This window comes from Ruegeria sp. AD11(2025), assembly GCF_056542405.1.
The window spans coordinates 20,462-35,071 of record NZ_JBQFZU010000036.1 but is presented as its reverse complement, the minus strand read 5'-3'; the positions used below and the strand labels follow the sequence as shown (position 1 = coordinate 35,071).

The window sequence follows — 14,610 nt, the reverse complement described above, 5'->3', positions numbered from 1 at the left end:
GCGACCCGCTACGACAGGTGCCCGAAGGTCTTCCTGTCAGCCATCGCCCTCGCAGCACTCGTCATCTATTGGCTATGAGTCCTGACCCTAATATTGCTGGTTTTGGCTGCCACAGCCGCCGCGATCGTGCCGGGCAAAGTAAAGGTGCCGACCATAGTTGTTGGCGCGATTATTATAGTGATTGGTCCGGTCGCGTTGCAGAATCTGCAAGTGCGGTGGCAAATGACAAGATATGCGAAAGCTGCCGAGCTGCATGTCATAGACCGTTCTTCGTTGTTCAAGTCTATTCGGGAACGCTCTGACGGTTACCAGCCCCCACATGGCGTGGCATGTGACAGCGAAAATTGGCCTTATCTTTGGAGCTATCGGCGTAGAGACTGGATTGCGCTGCCAACTAACACCCGTTACGGCGGCGATACCAAAGAAAGAGTTATGAGTGTTTGTGTCTACAGATAACACTTGCTCCACACTCCACCCTTGCACCCCGCCCCACCCTCCTCCACGTTTGAAATCACAAATTGTGATTCCAAACGGTTGCCATGACGAACCCGAACACTCTGCCCAGTACGCATGAGGTCCAAAGCGCCATTCACCGGGTGCGCGGCACCCGTGTGGTGCTGGCCGAGGAACTGGCGCAGTTTCTTTTGCAAAGAAAAGGGCGGGTCCATCCCCGCCCAAACCTTTACCCCTTATCCCAATGGGCAATCACATCGTATCCGACCGGTGAGGGCGGGCCTTCCATGAATTCGGCGAAATGGCCCCACAGTTCGGCCACTTTGGGCGCGTTTGCGTTCGAGGTTGCCTCGCTCTCGACGACTGAGATCACATAGCCCGAACCGTCCTCGTTCATCACGTTGGTAAAGCAGTGCATCCCGGGCATACCCATGATTTCGGATTTCAATGCATTCATCTTCGCCGTCGCCGCCTCACGCGTGCCGGGCTTCATTTTGTATTGGGTAATTCGCGCAAACATCACTTTCCTCCCTCGTCTGGCGAAATTGCCATGTGGCGGGGCCGAAGCGGCCTCGCCGCGCGCACCCTAGCACGACAGCGCGAAATCTCGCATTGATACGAGGGATTTGTGGGCGTTTTCAACTAGACGCCTGACCGCATCCGGGCGGCTGACACTTCAAGGTTGCAGCCCAGCGCCCGCTGCTTCACTTTTGAAATCACAAATTGTGATTCCAGACGGTTGCCATGACGAACCCGAACACCCTGCCCAGCACACATGAGGTCCAAAGCGCCATTCACCGGGTGCGCGGCACCCGTGTGGTGCTGGCCGAGGATCTGGCACAGTTCTACGGAAAATCCGTCAGCGCTTTCAATCAGGCGGTCTCGCGCAACAAGGACCTGTTCGAGGGCTATCGCTTTCAGCTGACCGATACCGAGGTCGCCGATTTGCAATCACAGAATGTGATTTCAAAACCCAAGGGGCGCGGCGGGCGGCGGGTCAATCCGTGGGTCTATACGGATTACGGTGTGGCCATCGCCTCGGCCCTGTTCAAGGACCCGCGCGCGATCAAGATCACCCGGATGATCACCGAGGCCTTTGTTGATGGTGCAAACGCTCTGGCCGAAACCCCGCGCAGCGTGCCGGAAATTCTGCCGCCCGAGAATGCCCCCGCCCCGCTGCTGCCCAATGGCGAGCAACTGCGCGATCTGGCCGAAAACATCCTCGATTCCGGCCAGCAGAGTCTGGTCGACTACATCGCCAACCCCACCACCAAACGGCAACAGGCCGTAGCGATGATCATGAAGACCCTGGCCGAAACAGCCGGGGAAGAGGTGCGCACCCAACAGGAACGCCTGCGTCTGAGCATCGCCGAGCGGTTGGCAACCGGTGACTACACCGATGATGACGACCGCAAACGACTGCTGGAATTGCTGCACGCGATGAAGGGTTAAACCCCCAGCTCGGCCCGCATCTTCTTGGTCAGCTTGGCCACGACCAGATCATAGGACGTCACGATATGCTCACGCAATGAGGCATCGCTCATGCCGCGTTCTTCATAGACCTGCAACCATTTCATCCCGCGCGATGCCAGATAAGGCGCTGGGCGGATGCCGGGCTCATCGCCCAGCACCTCAAACGCCAGATCGGTGGCCTTGAAGATGAAGGCGTCTTTGCCGTCGTTCCAACCACAGATCGCAAAGACCTTGCCACCCACTTTCCACACATCCGCATTGCCCCACTGCACCACATGGCTGGTGGCTTTGAGGCTGGCGCAGAAGGCGTTGAATTCATTACGGGTCATGGCCCCAACTTTGGCGACAGATCAAAATTATGCAAGCGCCGGCGTAGTAATCAGCCGATCACGGCCGCACAAACTTGGCGGTTCCAACCGTTCGTGATGGGCGCGCGCCAGCCTGTTGCGGAACCGTGTCGGAAACCGGGGTGGGCGCGATGGTTTCGCAGGCAACCCCATCGCCATCGGGATCGTTGCGGGGATGATACCCTGGCCCTCCGACCAGAAACGGCCCCGGCACAACCGATTCAACTGCATCACACCCAGCCAGGGCAATCAGATGGATCAGGGCCTCTTCACGTTCAAAGTCGGATGTGCGCAGGTAAACGGCCACGACAATACTCAGGGTCGTCAACGGCAGCATGAGAACCATGATCAATATCCGAACAGGAGACAAAGCGCGTTTGCGCAACGCGTCTGCGCGTTTCTGGCGCCTCGATACCTTGGGGATTATCGCATCTGTTGCTAGCTTGGGCTTGTCGACTGGCATATCCTTCACCTAACCCGGATTTGTGGCGAAACCGAGGCCCGGGCACAACCGGCAACAAGGCCTCGCACCGGGCAGATGAAGCAGCTATGTTTGGCCCGTTGCAGACATTCCGGGACACATCAGCCATGGCCAAAGCCAACCCCTTTCGTCCGGTCGATGATACGGCCCGCAGTTTGGCTCGCGGCCTGATTGAAGACACAACTTATGGGGCCCTTGCCACCTTGCAACCGGGCAAAGCGGTGCCCTCGGTATCGCGTATCGCTCTGGCAACGGATGCGGACAGCGGGTTGGTGACACTGATCTCGACGCTGGCGGATCACACGCGCGCCCTGCACGCCAATCCGGCCTGCGCGTTGCTGATCGGAGAGCCCGGAGGGACAGGTGATCCCCTGACCCATCCACGTTTGACCCTGCACGCCGAGGCCGGTTTCGTTGCGCGTGATAGTACAGAACATAGCCGCCTGCGCACAAGGTATCTGGCCTTGCGACCCAAAGCGAAGCTCTATGTCGATTTCACCGATTTCGGCTTTGTTCGGTTCAAGATTTCGGAGGCCTTGTTGAATGGCGGCTTTGGCAAGGCCTGGCGCCTTGCCCCTGCCGATCTTGTGCCCGATCAGCGCACCACGTGAACCGCGCAGGCGGCGTGGCGGACCACATGGTTCGCAGTTGAACCCAGAAGAAGATCCTGCATACCCGGCCGATGCGAAGCCATGATGATCAGGTCCGGCTTGTGGGCATCCGCCCAGTCCAGAATGGTACGTCCGGAATGCCCTTCGATAACCACACCCTTTGCGTTGGGTAGCTTCTCCGCAAGTTCATCCAACTCAGTCTGAATCGCCTTGCGGGCTTCGTTCAGGTATTCGGGCGGCATGTAGGAGATCGCATAGTTGGGGATGTGCTCGACCACATGCAACAAAGTTACCTGAGCGTCCGGCGTCGACAGTATCTCGGCCAGTTTGAGGGGGCCGGAGATATCCCGTTCGGCATCGAAAGAAATGGGAACAAGAATGTTATGATACATGAAGCGCACCTCCGTTTTCCTGCATCCACTTTGGGCGGAGCCGGGTGTTAAGGCTTTGATCCAAGTCAGGAACTGCCAAATGTTTCAGCCACGTCATACATCACCGGCTCAAAGCTCTTGCAAAGCTCGTTGATCTTGCGATTGCGGTCGCGCATTTCAGGGGTGCGCAGCATGGCCAGAAAATCCTCGCGGCGTTCCCACTGTGAATAATTGGCAATCCGCGTCTGGGCGTCGTTCACATGCAACCCGGCCGAGATAAATCCCGGCTGCTTCGAGATGAACTCGGCATAGGCGTCGGTCAGCGCCTCCAACAGATCGTGGCAGGTGCCGGGCGTCATTTCAAAGGTGGTGATAACTGTCTGGACGCTCGCGCTCTTGGAAATCTTCGGCATCTGGATTCTCCTTATTGTTTCACAAGCTTAACACAGGAATTGCAAAGGTCTCGTGTTTCCTTTGCAGCCGACGCCTCTTTGCCGGTTCTCAAAAAAATAAACGAATTACTAACCATCCGTTAACCATGCTGGCGGATTCTGCCCGCATGTGCCGGATCGTCCTTCTTTTGTCTCTGCTGCTTGCTGCCGCTCCGGCATTGTCCGGGGCGTGGCTGCGGGAAAAGGGATCGGCATTTACCGCGGCTTCGGTGACCGCCTTCAGGGACCCCGGTGGTGCATATGACTACAAAACAGGGCTATACGCAGAGTTTGGATACAGGCCGAACCTGACAATCGGGCTGGATTTCGAGGAAAACCGCGACCTCTATGGCCACGCGCTTCTGTTTGCCCGGCTTCCCGTGGCCGATTTCGACAAATGGGGGCGTTTTGCGGCCGAGTTCGGGGCGGGTGCCCATCACAGGAACCGGGACGCCTGGGCCATGTACAAGCTGACCCTCTCTTATGGCAAAGGGTTCCAGACCGGTTGGGGGAACGGTTGGGTGGCCGTCGATACCACTTTGGAACTGCGCACGCATGACGCCTTGTATCGCAAGCTGGATATCACGGCGGGTCTGTCCGGTGACCGGCTACTGAACCCGCTGATACAGATCGAAACAGCCTATACGCCCGAGCATTCGCTGTTCTGGAGAGCCCGGCCTTCGGTCATGATCCGAACGAAGAATAGTTCGGCAACGTGGGTGCTGGGGCTTGAGCGCAATGATGCGCGTAGCGATACGGGGCTGAAGTTGGCGATCTGGAATGAGTTCTGAGACAGGCGAACCAGCCGCCCCATGACAGGGCGGCCAGCCTAAAAATCAGCGCTCCATTCGCACGATCGCGGAAACCTCTCCGCTCAGAGCTTCGGGCCAGCGCAGGTTGACCGCGTTATTCGATGCGCCCTGCTCCAGCTCTACATACGGGTTAGCGAAGGTCAGCGATCCGAAAACCGTTCTCAATGGCCCCAGAACCGTGACCGCATCACAGCTGCGTGCTAGACCGCCGAACGGTAGCTGCCCCGAGGACTGGACGGTCCAAGCCTGAGATGCGGAACCTTGAGCGTGCCTTATCCGCAAGGGGTTCGAAACTTTCTGGTCTACCCCGTGGAACGTATTGTTCTCAAACGTCACATTCCGGTGTGCATATTTGTTCAGATCGGCATAGGTGGTGTCCACCCGCTCCACCCGGGTAATACTACCGCTTGTTGAGCGGAATTTGTTTCCGGTCACGACCACACCGTTCAGGAAATGCCCCGCACCATAGGGGCGGATAACAATATAAGTGAACCAAGACGCAACTTCGCTGGAGTAGAAGATATTGTCGGTGATGGCCATCGAACTGAACGAGTACCCCGCAGTATACACCGGGTTGGCATCCCTTTCGTTGGTCCACTGGATCGAGCAGTTATCAACATAATTTCCTGAAATGGTCGAGCTGTTATACGTGCCGATCATGACCAAACCGGCGCTGCGAACACCCTGTGGAATACTGTCGCCTTGGAAAAAGTGGTTCCCCAGGATCATATTGTTGGTGCCGCCCAAAATGGCAAAGTGCCGGAACCGCACCGCCCGGTTGTGACGCAATTTGACGTCATTGGCGGTGGAGTTCAGCGCGATCGAAGTGCGATCCTCCACATTGAAGGATTCTTCGGTGGACAGGAACTGGCAATTGTCGATCAGCATGCCCTGACATCCGGTCCCGATCGACGTGATGCCCCGATCCTTGGGGCGGCTGATGAAACAGTTCGTCACGGCAAAAGTACTGCCTGACGGAGCCAGACGGATCGCGCTGCTGCGGCCGTTGCACTGGAACTCAATCTCTTCCATCCCGAACTTGCGCAGCGAGCTAAATCCACTGAAATCCAGCAGATATTTGAAGGACTGGAAGGTAAAGGTCTGCGTGCCGGCCGCATCATACAGCGGGGCGTTCAGCGTGATCTCACCTGCGCCCTCGTTCTTGGAACGGACATAGATTTCACGCCCGACCCCGCTGCCCTGCACCAGCGCACCGACAGGAATATTGGCCACGTTGGCAACATTTACCAAACGGGTGGGATCATTCGGGTTGTAGGTCGCAACCGAGGTGAAAGTCTCGGTATCCCAGGCCGAGCTGCTCTGAACGTCGAACTGGCCATTACGGATTACGCGGCGTGTCGAGAACCCGCTTTGCCGGTTTGGTACCGCCGCAGCCATGTCGATGGGTTCGCTGACTGAAATCTTGCGCCCCCCCAGATCAAGCGATTCATGGTCTGAGTTGTTCAGCAGTGCCTGAAACGCCTTTTTGAAAGCCAGCGTTTCATTACCAAAAGCGTTTACATAGGTCGGCAAGTCGAAATTCTTGGTCAGCAGCAGCATCTTGTCGTCGGGCATCGTTACAGTGCCTTCAAAATCCATCTCAGACGCTATCGACGTGTTCTGCGCCAACAGATAGGTGCCCTCGGGCACGAAAACCGTGCGCCCATTCGCGGCTTGATCCGCTGCCTCGAAGGCCGCCGAGTCATCCGCCACACCGTCACCGACTGCACCGAAATCGCGCACATCGACGAGGCTGATCAGATTACGCAGGAACACGCCGGTGATATCCGTGATCTCGATATCGTCGACCCGGATGACGGCCCCGTTTGCACCATCGATATCCAGCCCGAAATGGCCGTACAGCGCCTGCACACCCCAGGGCATGTCTACACCGGGGCGCTGTCCGGTGCCGACAATTGCGGTAACCTCATGCACCGTGCCATAGCCTGAAAGCTGCGTGGCCGGGCCCTGCTCGGCCACGCCAGTGACCTGCACGTCGCCGGCGCCACCGGCCCAGCCGGCGATGCGCACTTCGGGCAACGGGCCACTGATCGCTTTGACCCGCGCCTTGATCTGCAGATAACAGCCCGGCAGCAGCGGCGTCTGGCCCATATAGCGCAAACGTTGGGTGGCGCTGACCTTCAGGATTTCAAGACAGCCGCCGAAATCCGCATCGGCCGGAACAAACGCGCCGGTGCCCGACCCGTCATAGGTCGGCGAGCCCGGTGTTCCATCGCCGCTGGACCACACATTCAAACCGTTTGCGAAAGCAGGCGGCATGAACACGATGCCGTCGGTGATTGCCTTATTCATAGAAATCCCTTTCCCAATCGCGCGAGCGGTGACCCGCTACGCGCATAAACCCAGTGCCCGGGATCGCGCGCCCCGAACGCAAAAGTCTGAGTACCGAATTGGGATTAACTGCCACTCACGCCACCGTGACGGTGGTGTTGCATCAAGTTGCAGGGTCGGAATTTCCCAGCAACTGAACGCCGTTGATCTTCCAGCCGTTTTCTAGCGGCACCATCTGATAGTCCAGAATGTGCACCCGGCCCGCGCTGTCGGTGATCATGACCTTCTGCCACAGTGCTCCCGCGACTTCGCGCAACTCCAGAAAACGCACATCCGCAGGCCGCCATACCATCGGATAGCCACGTCTGACCATCACCCCGAAATTCTCGGGTGTTTGGAACAGTTTCTGAATAGAGGGGCTGGCGAAGGTGAAAGCAGCGGCGAAATCATCCGCTTTGAAGGCCTGTATCTGCGCCGATATATTGGCCTCGATCTCGGCGCTTTGGGCAAATGCGCCCGACGCCAAACCGGCGCTCAGGGATATGGCAAGCAATAAACGACGCATGGGGCTACCTCCTGTTGAAAGGGTAGCCCCACGTGGTTTCAGGTCAAATCAGACCAGCTCTCCGGCCAGCGCCTTGTCGATCAGTGCGATGGTTTCGGGCACGCCATATAACGCGATAAATCCGCCGAAACGCGGGCCTTGAGATGCCCCCAGCAGTACTTCGTACAAAGCCGTGAACCAGCCTCGCATCGGGTCAAACCGCTCACGCCCGACGGAGTAGACCACGGATTGCAGCGCTTCGTCTTCAATCGGACCATCATAAGCCACAAGCGCGGCTTTCAGTGCTTCCAGCGCTTCACGCTCCTGATCGGTCGGCGCGCGGTGCTGGCGGGTTGGTTTGACGAAATCATTGAAGTAACGCACCGCAAACCCCGCCGCCTGATCCAGATCGGGGTGCGTTTCGGCCGTGGCTTCGGGCGCGTAGCGGCGGATGAAGCCCCAAAGCGCCTCTTTGTCCTCGGCCCCGGAAACCGAAGCCAGGTTCAGCAGCATCGCAAATGGCACCATCAGCGTGGATGCAGGAACGTTGCCGCCGTGGATATGCCAGACCGGGTTGTTCAACTGCGCCTTCAGATCCTGTCCCGGATAGGCGCGTAGCTGCTGGTGATATTCGTCATAGGCTTTCGGGATCACATCGAAATGCATCCGCTTGGCCGTCTTGGGCTTCTGGTACATGAAATAAGCCAGCGACTCGGTCGGCGCATAGGTCAGCCATTCGTCGATCGACACTCCATTGCCGGACGATTTCGAGATCTTCTGTCCGTTCTCATCCAGGAACAGCTCGTACGAAAAGTGTTCCGGCGCGCGACCACCCAGTGCACGGCAGATCGCATCATAAATTTTTTCGTTGGTCGCGTGTTCCTTGCCGTACATCTCGAAATCGACGCCCAGCGCAGCCCAGCGTGCACCAAAGTCCGGCTTCCACTGCAATTTCACGTTGCCGCCAGTGACAGGAACGGTCCATTCTTTGCCAGCCTCATCGTCAAAGGTGACGGTGTATGTTTCAGCGCAGACCTTTTTCATCGGCACATACATAACCCGCCCACTTTCGGGATGCAGCGGCAGAAAGATCGAATAGGTCTGCTGGCGCTCCTCGCGCAGGCTTTTGAGCATGATCGCCATGATCTCATCATAACGCTCAACCGCGCGTTTGAGGATCTCGTCAAACTGCCCAGACTCGTAGAATTGCTTGGCTGAGTAGAATTCATACTCGAAACCAAAAGTATCGAGGAAACGCCGCAGCATCGCGTTGTTATGCTCACCGAAGCTGTCGTATTCACCAAACGGATCAGGCACCGAGGTCAGTGGGCGATGCAGATGCTGCTCCAGGACCTCTGGGTTCGGCACATTGCTGGGCACTTTGCGCATTCCGTCCAGATCGTCCGAGAAACAGATCAGCTTGGTCGGGATGTCCGACAGCGCCTCGAACGCGCGCTTGACCATCGTAGTGCGCGCGACCTCGCCAAAGGTGCCGATATGCGGCAGGCCCGAGGGGCCATAGCCGGTTTCGAACAGCACGTACCCCTTTTCCGGAGCCGCTTTCTGATAGCGTTTGAGCAACCGACGCGCCTCTTCGAAAGGCCAGGCCTTGGACGACATCGCGGTTTCACGCAGTTCAGACATCAGATTTGCTCCATCGGGAAAAACAGCGCCGGTCGCCGTTTGCAACCGACCGGCCCCTCCTATTGTGCCGGTGCAGCATGAGTCAATAAACTGCAGGGTTTTTCCTGATGGGAAGGCCGATTTACGCGGTCAACCGGTCCAGTTTGGCGGCCCAGATAAAGTCATTCTCGCTAAGACCGCCAATTTCATGGGTGGTCAGTTTGACATCCACATAGCCCCAGCCAAATGACACATCCGGGTGATGCCCCTGCTGATCGGCCAGCCAAGCGCAAAGATTGGCCAGATAAGTCGCCTTGGCGAACCCTTTGAACTTGTAGTGACGGCTGAGTTCTTTCGCCCCTGCGTCCAGCTTCCAGTCAGAGGAGAGTTCCACCATGTGGGTGTTTGCCTCGTCCCGGGTCAAGGCCGGCACTCCTCCGGAACAGGGCACGCAGGTGCGGTCCGAAAGGCTGCAGGTTTGTCCTGATGTGGTCATGATCCGTTCACTCCGCTGCGGTTGCTTTTTCCGGGAACTTGTTCGGCAGCAACCCAAGGGACTGTGCCTGCTGCACATCCGCCAGCAGATCGCGCTCGGCGGCGGCGAACAGCTCCTCAGGTGAGTTTAACACGAAATAGCCCATCTGGTGCATGTCGATCCGATAGGGCGTGCGCAGGATAGTCAGGACATCGAACGGATCACGGTCCGGAATGTCGCTTTCGACGGCGTAAACCAGTTCAGTAGGCGAGGACGCAAGCCCGGACCCCAGCGCCTTGATCTCTCCGTCCTGCCGACGCAATCCAAACTCGATCGAGAACCAGTAGAGCCGGATCAGCCAGGAATAATCCTTGTCCCCAGCCTGCACCCCGGCCTTGCCGATGGCATGGCTAAAGGCCGCAAAGCGCGGATCGCTTAGCAAAGGGGTATGGCCAAAAATCTCGTGAAAGATGTCGGGCTCTTCGATGTAATCAAAATCCTCGCGCGAGCGGATGAAGGATGCGGCAGGAAATACCCGGTCTGCCAACATGCCAAAGAACGTTTTGAACCCGATCAGTGCGGGCACCGGCTGCACCCGCCACCCGGTCATGTCCAAAAGGCGTTCCGAGATGTCGGCGCAGGACGGCACACGGGTTTTTGGCAGGTCCAGCCTTTCCAGCCCGGCAAGGTAATCGCGGGCCATGTAGCGCTGCACGTTCTTCTCTTGCGCGGCATAAAGATCGGCCCAAACCTCGTCTTCCTCAGTCGTATAGGCGATATGGCCGCGCGCATCAGCCACCTTGGCGACGTATTTGGTCGATTTTGGCATCACTTTTTCCTCCTTGAGGAAAGTATAGCCGCGCGCCCTGACAATTTTGATTTGGTACAGCGTGATATTCTGGGTATTTTGGAGAATATGTATCGCAAAGGTATCAATTGTGAAACAAACGCTTCAACCCGCTGATATTGCCATCCTGCAGCAGTTGCAGACCGATGGCCGTCTGTCGATGCAGGAACTTGCCGACCGCACCGGCCTTTCCGCCTCGCAATGCTGGCGGCGCGTACGCGACCTAGAGGCGTCGGGCGTGGTCTCGGGCTATATCGCTCAGGTGCGGGCTAAATCTGTGGGGCTGAACGCCATCGCCTATGTACACGTCGCCTTGCGCGACCATCAAGAGGACAGCATCACCGCATTCCTGCGGCTGGTCGAAACCGAACCACAGATCGTCGAATGCGCCTCGATCACCGGCGATCACGACTTCATCCTGAAGGTCTATGCCAAAACGCCCGAAGACCTTGAGCATTTCATCATGCAGCGGCTGCTGAAATCCGGGCTGGTCCGCGATACGCGCAGCAATTTCGTGCTGCGCCAGACCAAAACGCGGGGGCCGTTGCCCATTCTGTGACTCAATGCGGCAAAATCCGTTGAACCTGCGCGCCAGCCCTCCTATCGTGCGAGCGCAGAAAAGACCAATCAGGACGACACCATGACCGAACAAGTACCTCACCCGATGTCCCCACAGGATTGCCTTGTCGCGATCATGGTTGCGGTCTCTGCCTCGGATGAGACCATCCGCACCGCCGAGCTGGTCAAGATCGAAGGCGCAGTCAACATGCTGCCGGTTTTTGCCGAATACGATATCGACCGCACGCGCCGGGTGTCGCAAACCGTGTTTGATCTGTTCGAGCAGGAGGACGGGCTGGACGCCCTGTTCGGCCTGATCCGCGACAACCTGCCCGAGCGGTTGCACGAAACGGCCTACGCGCTGGCCTGTGACGTGGCTGCGGCAGATGGATCACTTGCCGAGACCGAACTGCGCCTGCTGGAAGAAATCAGATACGAACTGAATATCGACCGTCTGCACGCCGCCGCGATCGAGCGTGGCGCGCGAGCGCGCCACACCACCTGATCTCAGCTGCCCGCCAGCATCCCCCAGCGCTCGATCAGCGCGCGCTGTAGTTTGCGCGACCTGTTGTTCCAACTGCGCGCGCCGTCGGGACGCTCGCGCAACGCGCGGGGGATCGTCGCGCGGTGATCAACATCAGCGGTGAAAATGGCAAAGGCCAGTTCCGAGCCATCCGGCGCCGTGATAAAGCCGCCCAACCCAGACACGAAATTCAGCGTCCCGGTCTTGGCATCTACCCTGATCGGATGATCCTTGACTGGTCGCCCCTGACTGTCGGCCAGGGTGAATTTTTTCAGCAACGGCCGTAGCGCCCCGTCCTTTCGGGCCTCAACCAAGGCCGTCACCAGATCTGCGGGCGCGACGCGCGACGCATCGCCGAGCCCCGAGTGATCTACCATTGCGATCCCGCGCACACCGTAGGTTTCAGATGCCCAACGGTTCATCTCCTCAGCTGAATCAGCCAGAATCTGCAACTTGGCACCCCGCGCTTTCGAGGCTGCCATCCCTACCATTTCAGCTGTGATATTGGTCGAGTATTTCAGCATTCCTCGCAGGATACTCTCCAGAGGGTCGCTTTGATGCACCACCAGAACTGAGCCCTGCGGCACCTCGCGTGTGATCTGCACACGGCCCAAAACAATTCCGTTCACCCGCGCCAGAGTGCGAAACACGTCGCCCGCATAAAGCGCCGGTTTGCGCACCGGCAACCATCGCGCACCTCCATTTCCCAGTGCACCGTTAGCCACAGTCCAACGATCCTGCCGGGCGCTTGGCTGGTAGGTGTAGATCGGCAAGCTGCGTTTTTCGACGCGCATTGACGCCATATCCACGGACGGCCTGTACCGCGCCGTGCGGGCGTCCATGGTCACATCATACCCGGTACCGTCGCGCTTCCATTCGAAATGTACGCGGTTGAAATTCAAAGAGATGCCGCTTATGGCCGGGCTGTATCCCAGATGGTCCGGCTGCCCGGGGTCGACGCTAAAGATATAAGGCAGCGCACCGTCATAGACCTTGAACGCGCCCTGCACCTCGGTAATTCCGGCCTCGCGCAGATTGGCCGCCAATGCGGCCAGATCGTCGGTATCCAGAAGGGGGTCTCCGCCGCCCACAAGGATCAGGTCGCCCTTCAGCACGCCATTTTCGATCGGGCCATCGGCCATCAAGGTGGTTTCAAACCGGTATTCGGCCCCCAGAACATCCAGCGCATAAAGCGCCGTCAACGCCTTGGCGACACTGGCAGGGGGCAGACCTTGATCGCCGCCAAATTCTTCAAGCTGCGCACCGGTTTGCACATCGGCGACGGCAAAAGCCACCTCGCCTTTCAGCCTTGCGGATTTGATGAGCCGCTCCGCTCCAGTGGGTAGATCCCCCCGAATCTGAGGCCGCAAAGACTGCGCTGGAGCATCAGCCAGAGCCGAGCCTGAAACGACCGAGGCCCCCAGACCGGCAAGAAAGAAACGACGCGAAAGAAGATCAACCATGGGTCAATTAAAATCCCAGAGATCAAAGGCAAACAACCACTGAATGCGATTATGCGCCCATCTAGGCTATTCAGGCAACACCCCGCCGTCCCACTCACCGCGTGTGCGCAGTTCGGTCGAGCTTACATCGACCATCGGTACATTGACGAAACACCACGCCGGTGCCTGTGCGCGGCCCAACAAATGCCGCGCCTGTCCGTCGATGCGATAACGCGCATACATCCGGGCCGCTGGCGACATCCGGGCCGAAATCCGATCCCCCGGCCGCGCAACCACACCAACCGGCACGCTATCCATGATCCGGCGCCAGTCTTTCCAGCGGTGAAACTGCGCCAGATTGTCGGCACCCATCAGCCAGACGAATTTCACATGCGGGTAAAGCCGCTGCAACGCCGCCAGCGTATCCGCCGTTGCGCGCGTTCCGGTCAGTGCTTCGATATCCGTCACTTCTGCACGCGGATGCCGCATGACGGCTTGCGCCGCCCTGACCCGTCGCTGCAGCGGTGCAGGGCCGCGCTTTTTCAACGGATTGCCCGGTGACACCAACCACCAAACCCGATCCAACCCAAATGCCTTCATCGCCTCCAGCGTCACATGCACATGGCCCTGATGCGGAGGATCAAAAGACCCGCCGAACAGACCAATGACCTGCCCCGGCCGTGCGTATGGAATGGTGCTGCGCAACATCCCCTGCTGATGTTCAGAACTGGAGAGTGTTGTCAATCAATAGGTTGTACAGGATCACCCAGCCGGACCGGCCTGGGCTGCACGACTTCGGCACACCAGCCCCCATGCCCGCGCACGGCGGAATAGCCACCTGCTCCCAGCGCCTCCTCCATCCGGCTGCACGGTGCACAGATGACAGTAAAGCGCAGAATCGCCTCCCCCACCTGCACCTCACGACCCTTGAGTGCCGCAAGATTGATCCCCGACACCACCAGGTTGCGCCGAAGGATTTCAGGCGCAACCGACCCCTGCCCCAGGTAAGAACCAATCGCGGCCAGATGTTCCTGCTGGATCAGAGTAACTGCCCGCTTGCCCGCACGGCTGCGGTCACCGTCGAGGCCGGCGCAGGTAATAATGGTCGATTCTACACACTTCATCCCAACCCGTCGGTCAGGACGCAGGCCGATCCACTCTAACCGTCCGGGTTGCGCCCAACCTGCTATCAACTCTGTTAGTTTCGACAATCCATACCCCGTGTTCAACTGCGCAATTCTAACCGATGCCCTATCCAAACGAATTTCACAAAACCACCAGCTTGCCCCGCCCGTCCGCCTTGGATATCTAGCGTTTCAACCTGATT

Annotated in this window: 18 protein-coding genes; 5 read left to right on the top strand and 13 right to left on the bottom strand. The window is 58.3% G+C overall.

Annotation, left to right across the window (positions count from 1 at the left end):
* Nucleotides 1-682: 682 nt before the first annotated feature.
* Nucleotides 683-973 (bottom strand): hypothetical protein, encoded by a 291-nt coding sequence (locus tag ACR1XY_RS21775; RefSeq protein WP_480596449.1) that lies wholly within the window; start codon nt 971-973, stop codon nt 683-685.
* Between the two features lie 224 nt (nt 974-1,197).
* Between ACR1XY_RS21775 and ACR1XY_RS21770 the strand changes: the two genes are divergently transcribed.
* Nucleotides 1,198-1,905 (top strand): ORF6N domain-containing protein, encoded by a 708-nt coding sequence (locus tag ACR1XY_RS21770; protein ID WP_480596447.1) that lies wholly within the window; start codon nt 1,198-1,200, stop codon nt 1,903-1,905.
* Here the strand turns inward: ACR1XY_RS21770 and ACR1XY_RS21765 are convergent.
* Together ACR1XY_RS21765 and ACR1XY_RS21760 are read right to left on the bottom strand one after the other, a co-directional pair.
* The gene (locus tag ACR1XY_RS21765) at nt 1,902-2,255 is read right to left on the bottom strand and encodes an MmcQ/YjbR family DNA-binding protein (protein WP_480596444.1); all 354 of its coding nucleotides are present in this window, start codon (nt 2,253-2,255) and stop codon (nt 1,902-1,904) included. The two genes, ACR1XY_RS21770 and ACR1XY_RS21765, sit on opposite strands and share 4 nt — an antisense overlap.
* 58 nt (nt 2,256-2,313) lie before the next feature.
* On the bottom strand, nt 2,314-2,736 hold the full coding sequence (locus tag ACR1XY_RS21760; protein WP_480596442.1) for an excalibur calcium-binding domain-containing protein: 423 nt from the start codon (nt 2,734-2,736) through the stop codon (nt 2,314-2,316).
* A 125-nt stretch (nt 2,737-2,861) separates the two neighbouring features.
* Here ACR1XY_RS21760 and ACR1XY_RS21755 point away from each other — a divergent pair, with 125 nt between their 5' ends.
* A complete protein-coding gene (locus tag ACR1XY_RS21755) occupies nt 2,862-3,365 on the top strand; it encodes a HugZ family pyridoxamine 5'-phosphate oxidase (protein WP_480596440.1) in 504 nt (167 codons plus the stop codon).
* On the opposite strand, the gene ACR1XY_RS21750 is transcribed toward ACR1XY_RS21755, so the two are convergent.
* The gene (locus ACR1XY_RS21750) at nt 3,350-3,757 is read right to left on the bottom strand and encodes a universal stress protein (RefSeq protein ID WP_480596438.1); all 408 of its coding nucleotides are present in this window, start codon (nt 3,755-3,757) and stop codon (nt 3,350-3,352) included. The genes ACR1XY_RS21755 and ACR1XY_RS21750 overlap by 16 nt on opposite strands.
* 65 nt (nt 3,758-3,822) lie before the next feature.
* Nucleotides 3,823-4,149 carry an antibiotic biosynthesis monooxygenase family protein gene (locus tag ACR1XY_RS21745; RefSeq protein ID WP_170402482.1) on the bottom strand — a complete coding sequence of 109 codons (327 nt, stop codon included), beginning with the start codon at nt 4,147-4,149 and terminating at the stop codon, nt 3,823-3,825.
* Nucleotides 4,150-4,295: 146 nt separating this feature from the next.
* Here ACR1XY_RS21745 and ACR1XY_RS21740 point away from each other — a divergent pair, with 146 nt between their 5' ends.
* Nucleotides 4,296-4,958, top strand: coding sequence for a hypothetical protein (locus ACR1XY_RS21740; protein WP_480596435.1), 663 nt, complete (start codon nt 4,296-4,298; stop codon nt 4,956-4,958).
* A 45-nt stretch (nt 4,959-5,003) separates the two neighbouring features.
* On the opposite strand, the gene ACR1XY_RS21735 is transcribed toward ACR1XY_RS21740, so the two are convergent.
* The 5 genes from ACR1XY_RS21735 to phhA form a co-directional block, all read right to left on the bottom strand.
* The gene (locus tag ACR1XY_RS21735; RefSeq protein WP_480596432.1) at nt 5,004-7,292 is read right to left on the bottom strand and encodes a glycosyl hydrolase family 28-related protein; all 2,289 of its coding nucleotides are present in this window, start codon (nt 7,290-7,292) and stop codon (nt 5,004-5,006) included.
* Nucleotides 7,293-7,434: 142 nt separating this feature from the next.
* Complete coding sequence (locus ACR1XY_RS21730) at nt 7,435-7,836, bottom strand: DUF4864 domain-containing protein (RefSeq protein ID WP_480596430.1); 402 nt, start codon at nt 7,834-7,836, stop codon at nt 7,435-7,437.
* Nucleotides 7,837-7,884: 48 nt separating this feature from the next.
* The gene (locus ACR1XY_RS21725) at nt 7,885-9,459 is read right to left on the bottom strand and encodes a lysine--tRNA ligase (RefSeq protein WP_480596428.1); all 1,575 of its coding nucleotides are present in this window, start codon (nt 9,457-9,459) and stop codon (nt 7,885-7,887) included.
* 121 nt (nt 9,460-9,580) lie between these two features.
* The gene (locus ACR1XY_RS21720; protein WP_480596426.1) at nt 9,581-9,934 is read right to left on the bottom strand and encodes a 4a-hydroxytetrahydrobiopterin dehydratase; all 354 of its coding nucleotides are present in this window, start codon (nt 9,932-9,934) and stop codon (nt 9,581-9,583) included.
* A 7-nt stretch (nt 9,935-9,941) separates the two neighbouring features.
* Nucleotides 9,942-10,742, bottom strand: coding sequence for a phenylalanine 4-monooxygenase (phhA, locus tag ACR1XY_RS21715; protein WP_480596423.1), 801 nt, complete (start codon nt 10,740-10,742; stop codon nt 9,942-9,944).
* A 109-nt stretch (nt 10,743-10,851) separates the two neighbouring features.
* On the opposite strand from phhA, the gene ACR1XY_RS21710 reads away from it, so the two are divergent.
* Together ACR1XY_RS21710 and ACR1XY_RS21705 are read left to right on the top strand one after the other, a co-directional pair.
* On the top strand, nt 10,852-11,319 hold the full coding sequence (locus ACR1XY_RS21710) for an Lrp/AsnC family transcriptional regulator (RefSeq protein WP_480596421.1): 468 nt from the start codon (nt 10,852-10,854) through the stop codon (nt 11,317-11,319).
* An 81-nt stretch (nt 11,320-11,400) separates the two neighbouring features.
* Nucleotides 11,401-11,823, top strand: a complete 423-nt coding sequence (locus ACR1XY_RS21705; RefSeq protein WP_170327101.1) for a tellurite resistance TerB family protein — start codon at nt 11,401-11,403, stop codon at nt 11,821-11,823.
* A 2-nt stretch (nt 11,824-11,825) separates the two neighbouring features.
* On the opposite strand, the gene dacB is transcribed toward ACR1XY_RS21705, so the two are convergent.
* From dacB to ACR1XY_RS21690, 3 genes are all read right to left on the bottom strand, one after another.
* The gene (gene dacB, locus ACR1XY_RS21700) at nt 11,826-13,304 is read right to left on the bottom strand and encodes a D-alanyl-D-alanine carboxypeptidase/D-alanyl-D-alanine endopeptidase (protein ID WP_480596418.1); all 1,479 of its coding nucleotides are present in this window, start codon (nt 13,302-13,304) and stop codon (nt 11,826-11,828) included.
* A 66-nt stretch (nt 13,305-13,370) separates the two neighbouring features.
* Complete coding sequence (locus ACR1XY_RS21695; RefSeq protein ID WP_480596416.1) at nt 13,371-13,991, bottom strand: nicotinate-nucleotide adenylyltransferase; 621 nt, start codon at nt 13,989-13,991, stop codon at nt 13,371-13,373.
* Between the two features lie 32 nt (nt 13,992-14,023).
* Nucleotides 14,024-14,494: an MOSC domain-containing protein gene (locus ACR1XY_RS21690; protein WP_480596414.1), complete on the bottom strand. Its 471-nt coding sequence runs from the start codon at nt 14,492-14,494 to the stop codon at nt 14,024-14,026.
* Nucleotides 14,495-14,610 lie beyond the last annotated feature (116 nt).

Bases quoted from the DNA above. Each gene is read 5' to 3' on its own strand.
- ACR1XY_RS21705 (WP_170327101.1), top strand. From the start codon at position 11,401: ATGACCGAACAAGTACCTCACCCGATGTCCCCACAGGATTGCCTTGTC.
- ACR1XY_RS21775 (WP_480596449.1), bottom strand. From the start codon at position 973: ATGTTTGCGCGAATTACCCAATACAAAATGAAGCCCGGCACGCGTGAG.
- ACR1XY_RS21735 (WP_480596432.1), bottom strand. From the start codon at position 7,292: ATGAATAAGGCAATCACCGACGGCATCGTGTTCATGCCGCCTGCTTTC.
- ACR1XY_RS21740 (WP_480596435.1), top strand. From the start codon at position 4,296: ATGTGCCGGATCGTCCTTCTTTTGTCTCTGCTGCTTGCTGCCGCTCCG.
- ACR1XY_RS21765 (WP_480596444.1), bottom strand. From the start codon at position 2,255: ATGACCCGTAATGAATTCAACGCCTTCTGCGCCAGCCTCAAAGCCACC.
- ACR1XY_RS21770 (WP_480596447.1), top strand. From the start codon at position 1,198: ATGACGAACCCGAACACCCTGCCCAGCACACATGAGGTCCAAAGCGCC.
- ACR1XY_RS21750 (WP_480596438.1), bottom strand. From the start codon at position 3,757: ATGTATCATAACATTCTTGTTCCCATTTCTTTCGATGCCGAACGGGAT.
- ACR1XY_RS21760 (WP_480596442.1), bottom strand. From the start codon at position 2,736: ATGCCAGTCGACAAGCCCAAGCTAGCAACAGATGCGATAATCCCCAAG.
- ACR1XY_RS21755 (WP_480596440.1), top strand. From the start codon at position 2,862: ATGGCCAAAGCCAACCCCTTTCGTCCGGTCGATGATACGGCCCGCAGT.
- ACR1XY_RS21725 (WP_480596428.1), bottom strand. From the start codon at position 9,459: ATGTCTGAACTGCGTGAAACCGCGATGTCGTCCAAGGCCTGGCCTTTC.
- ACR1XY_RS21695 (WP_480596416.1), bottom strand. From the start codon at position 13,991: ATGTTGCGCAGCACCATTCCATACGCACGGCCGGGGCAGGTCATTGGT.
- phhA (WP_480596423.1), bottom strand. From the start codon at position 10,742: ATGCCAAAATCGACCAAATACGTCGCCAAGGTGGCTGATGCGCGCGGC.
- ACR1XY_RS21730 (WP_480596430.1), bottom strand. From the start codon at position 7,836: ATGCGTCGTTTATTGCTTGCCATATCCCTGAGCGCCGGTTTGGCGTCG.
- ACR1XY_RS21720 (WP_480596426.1), bottom strand. From the start codon at position 9,934: ATGACCACATCAGGACAAACCTGCAGCCTTTCGGACCGCACCTGCGTG.
- ACR1XY_RS21745 (WP_170402482.1), bottom strand. From the start codon at position 4,149: ATGCCGAAGATTTCCAAGAGCGCGAGCGTCCAGACAGTTATCACCACC.
- dacB (WP_480596418.1), bottom strand. From the start codon at position 13,304: ATGGTTGATCTTCTTTCGCGTCGTTTCTTTCTTGCCGGTCTGGGGGCC.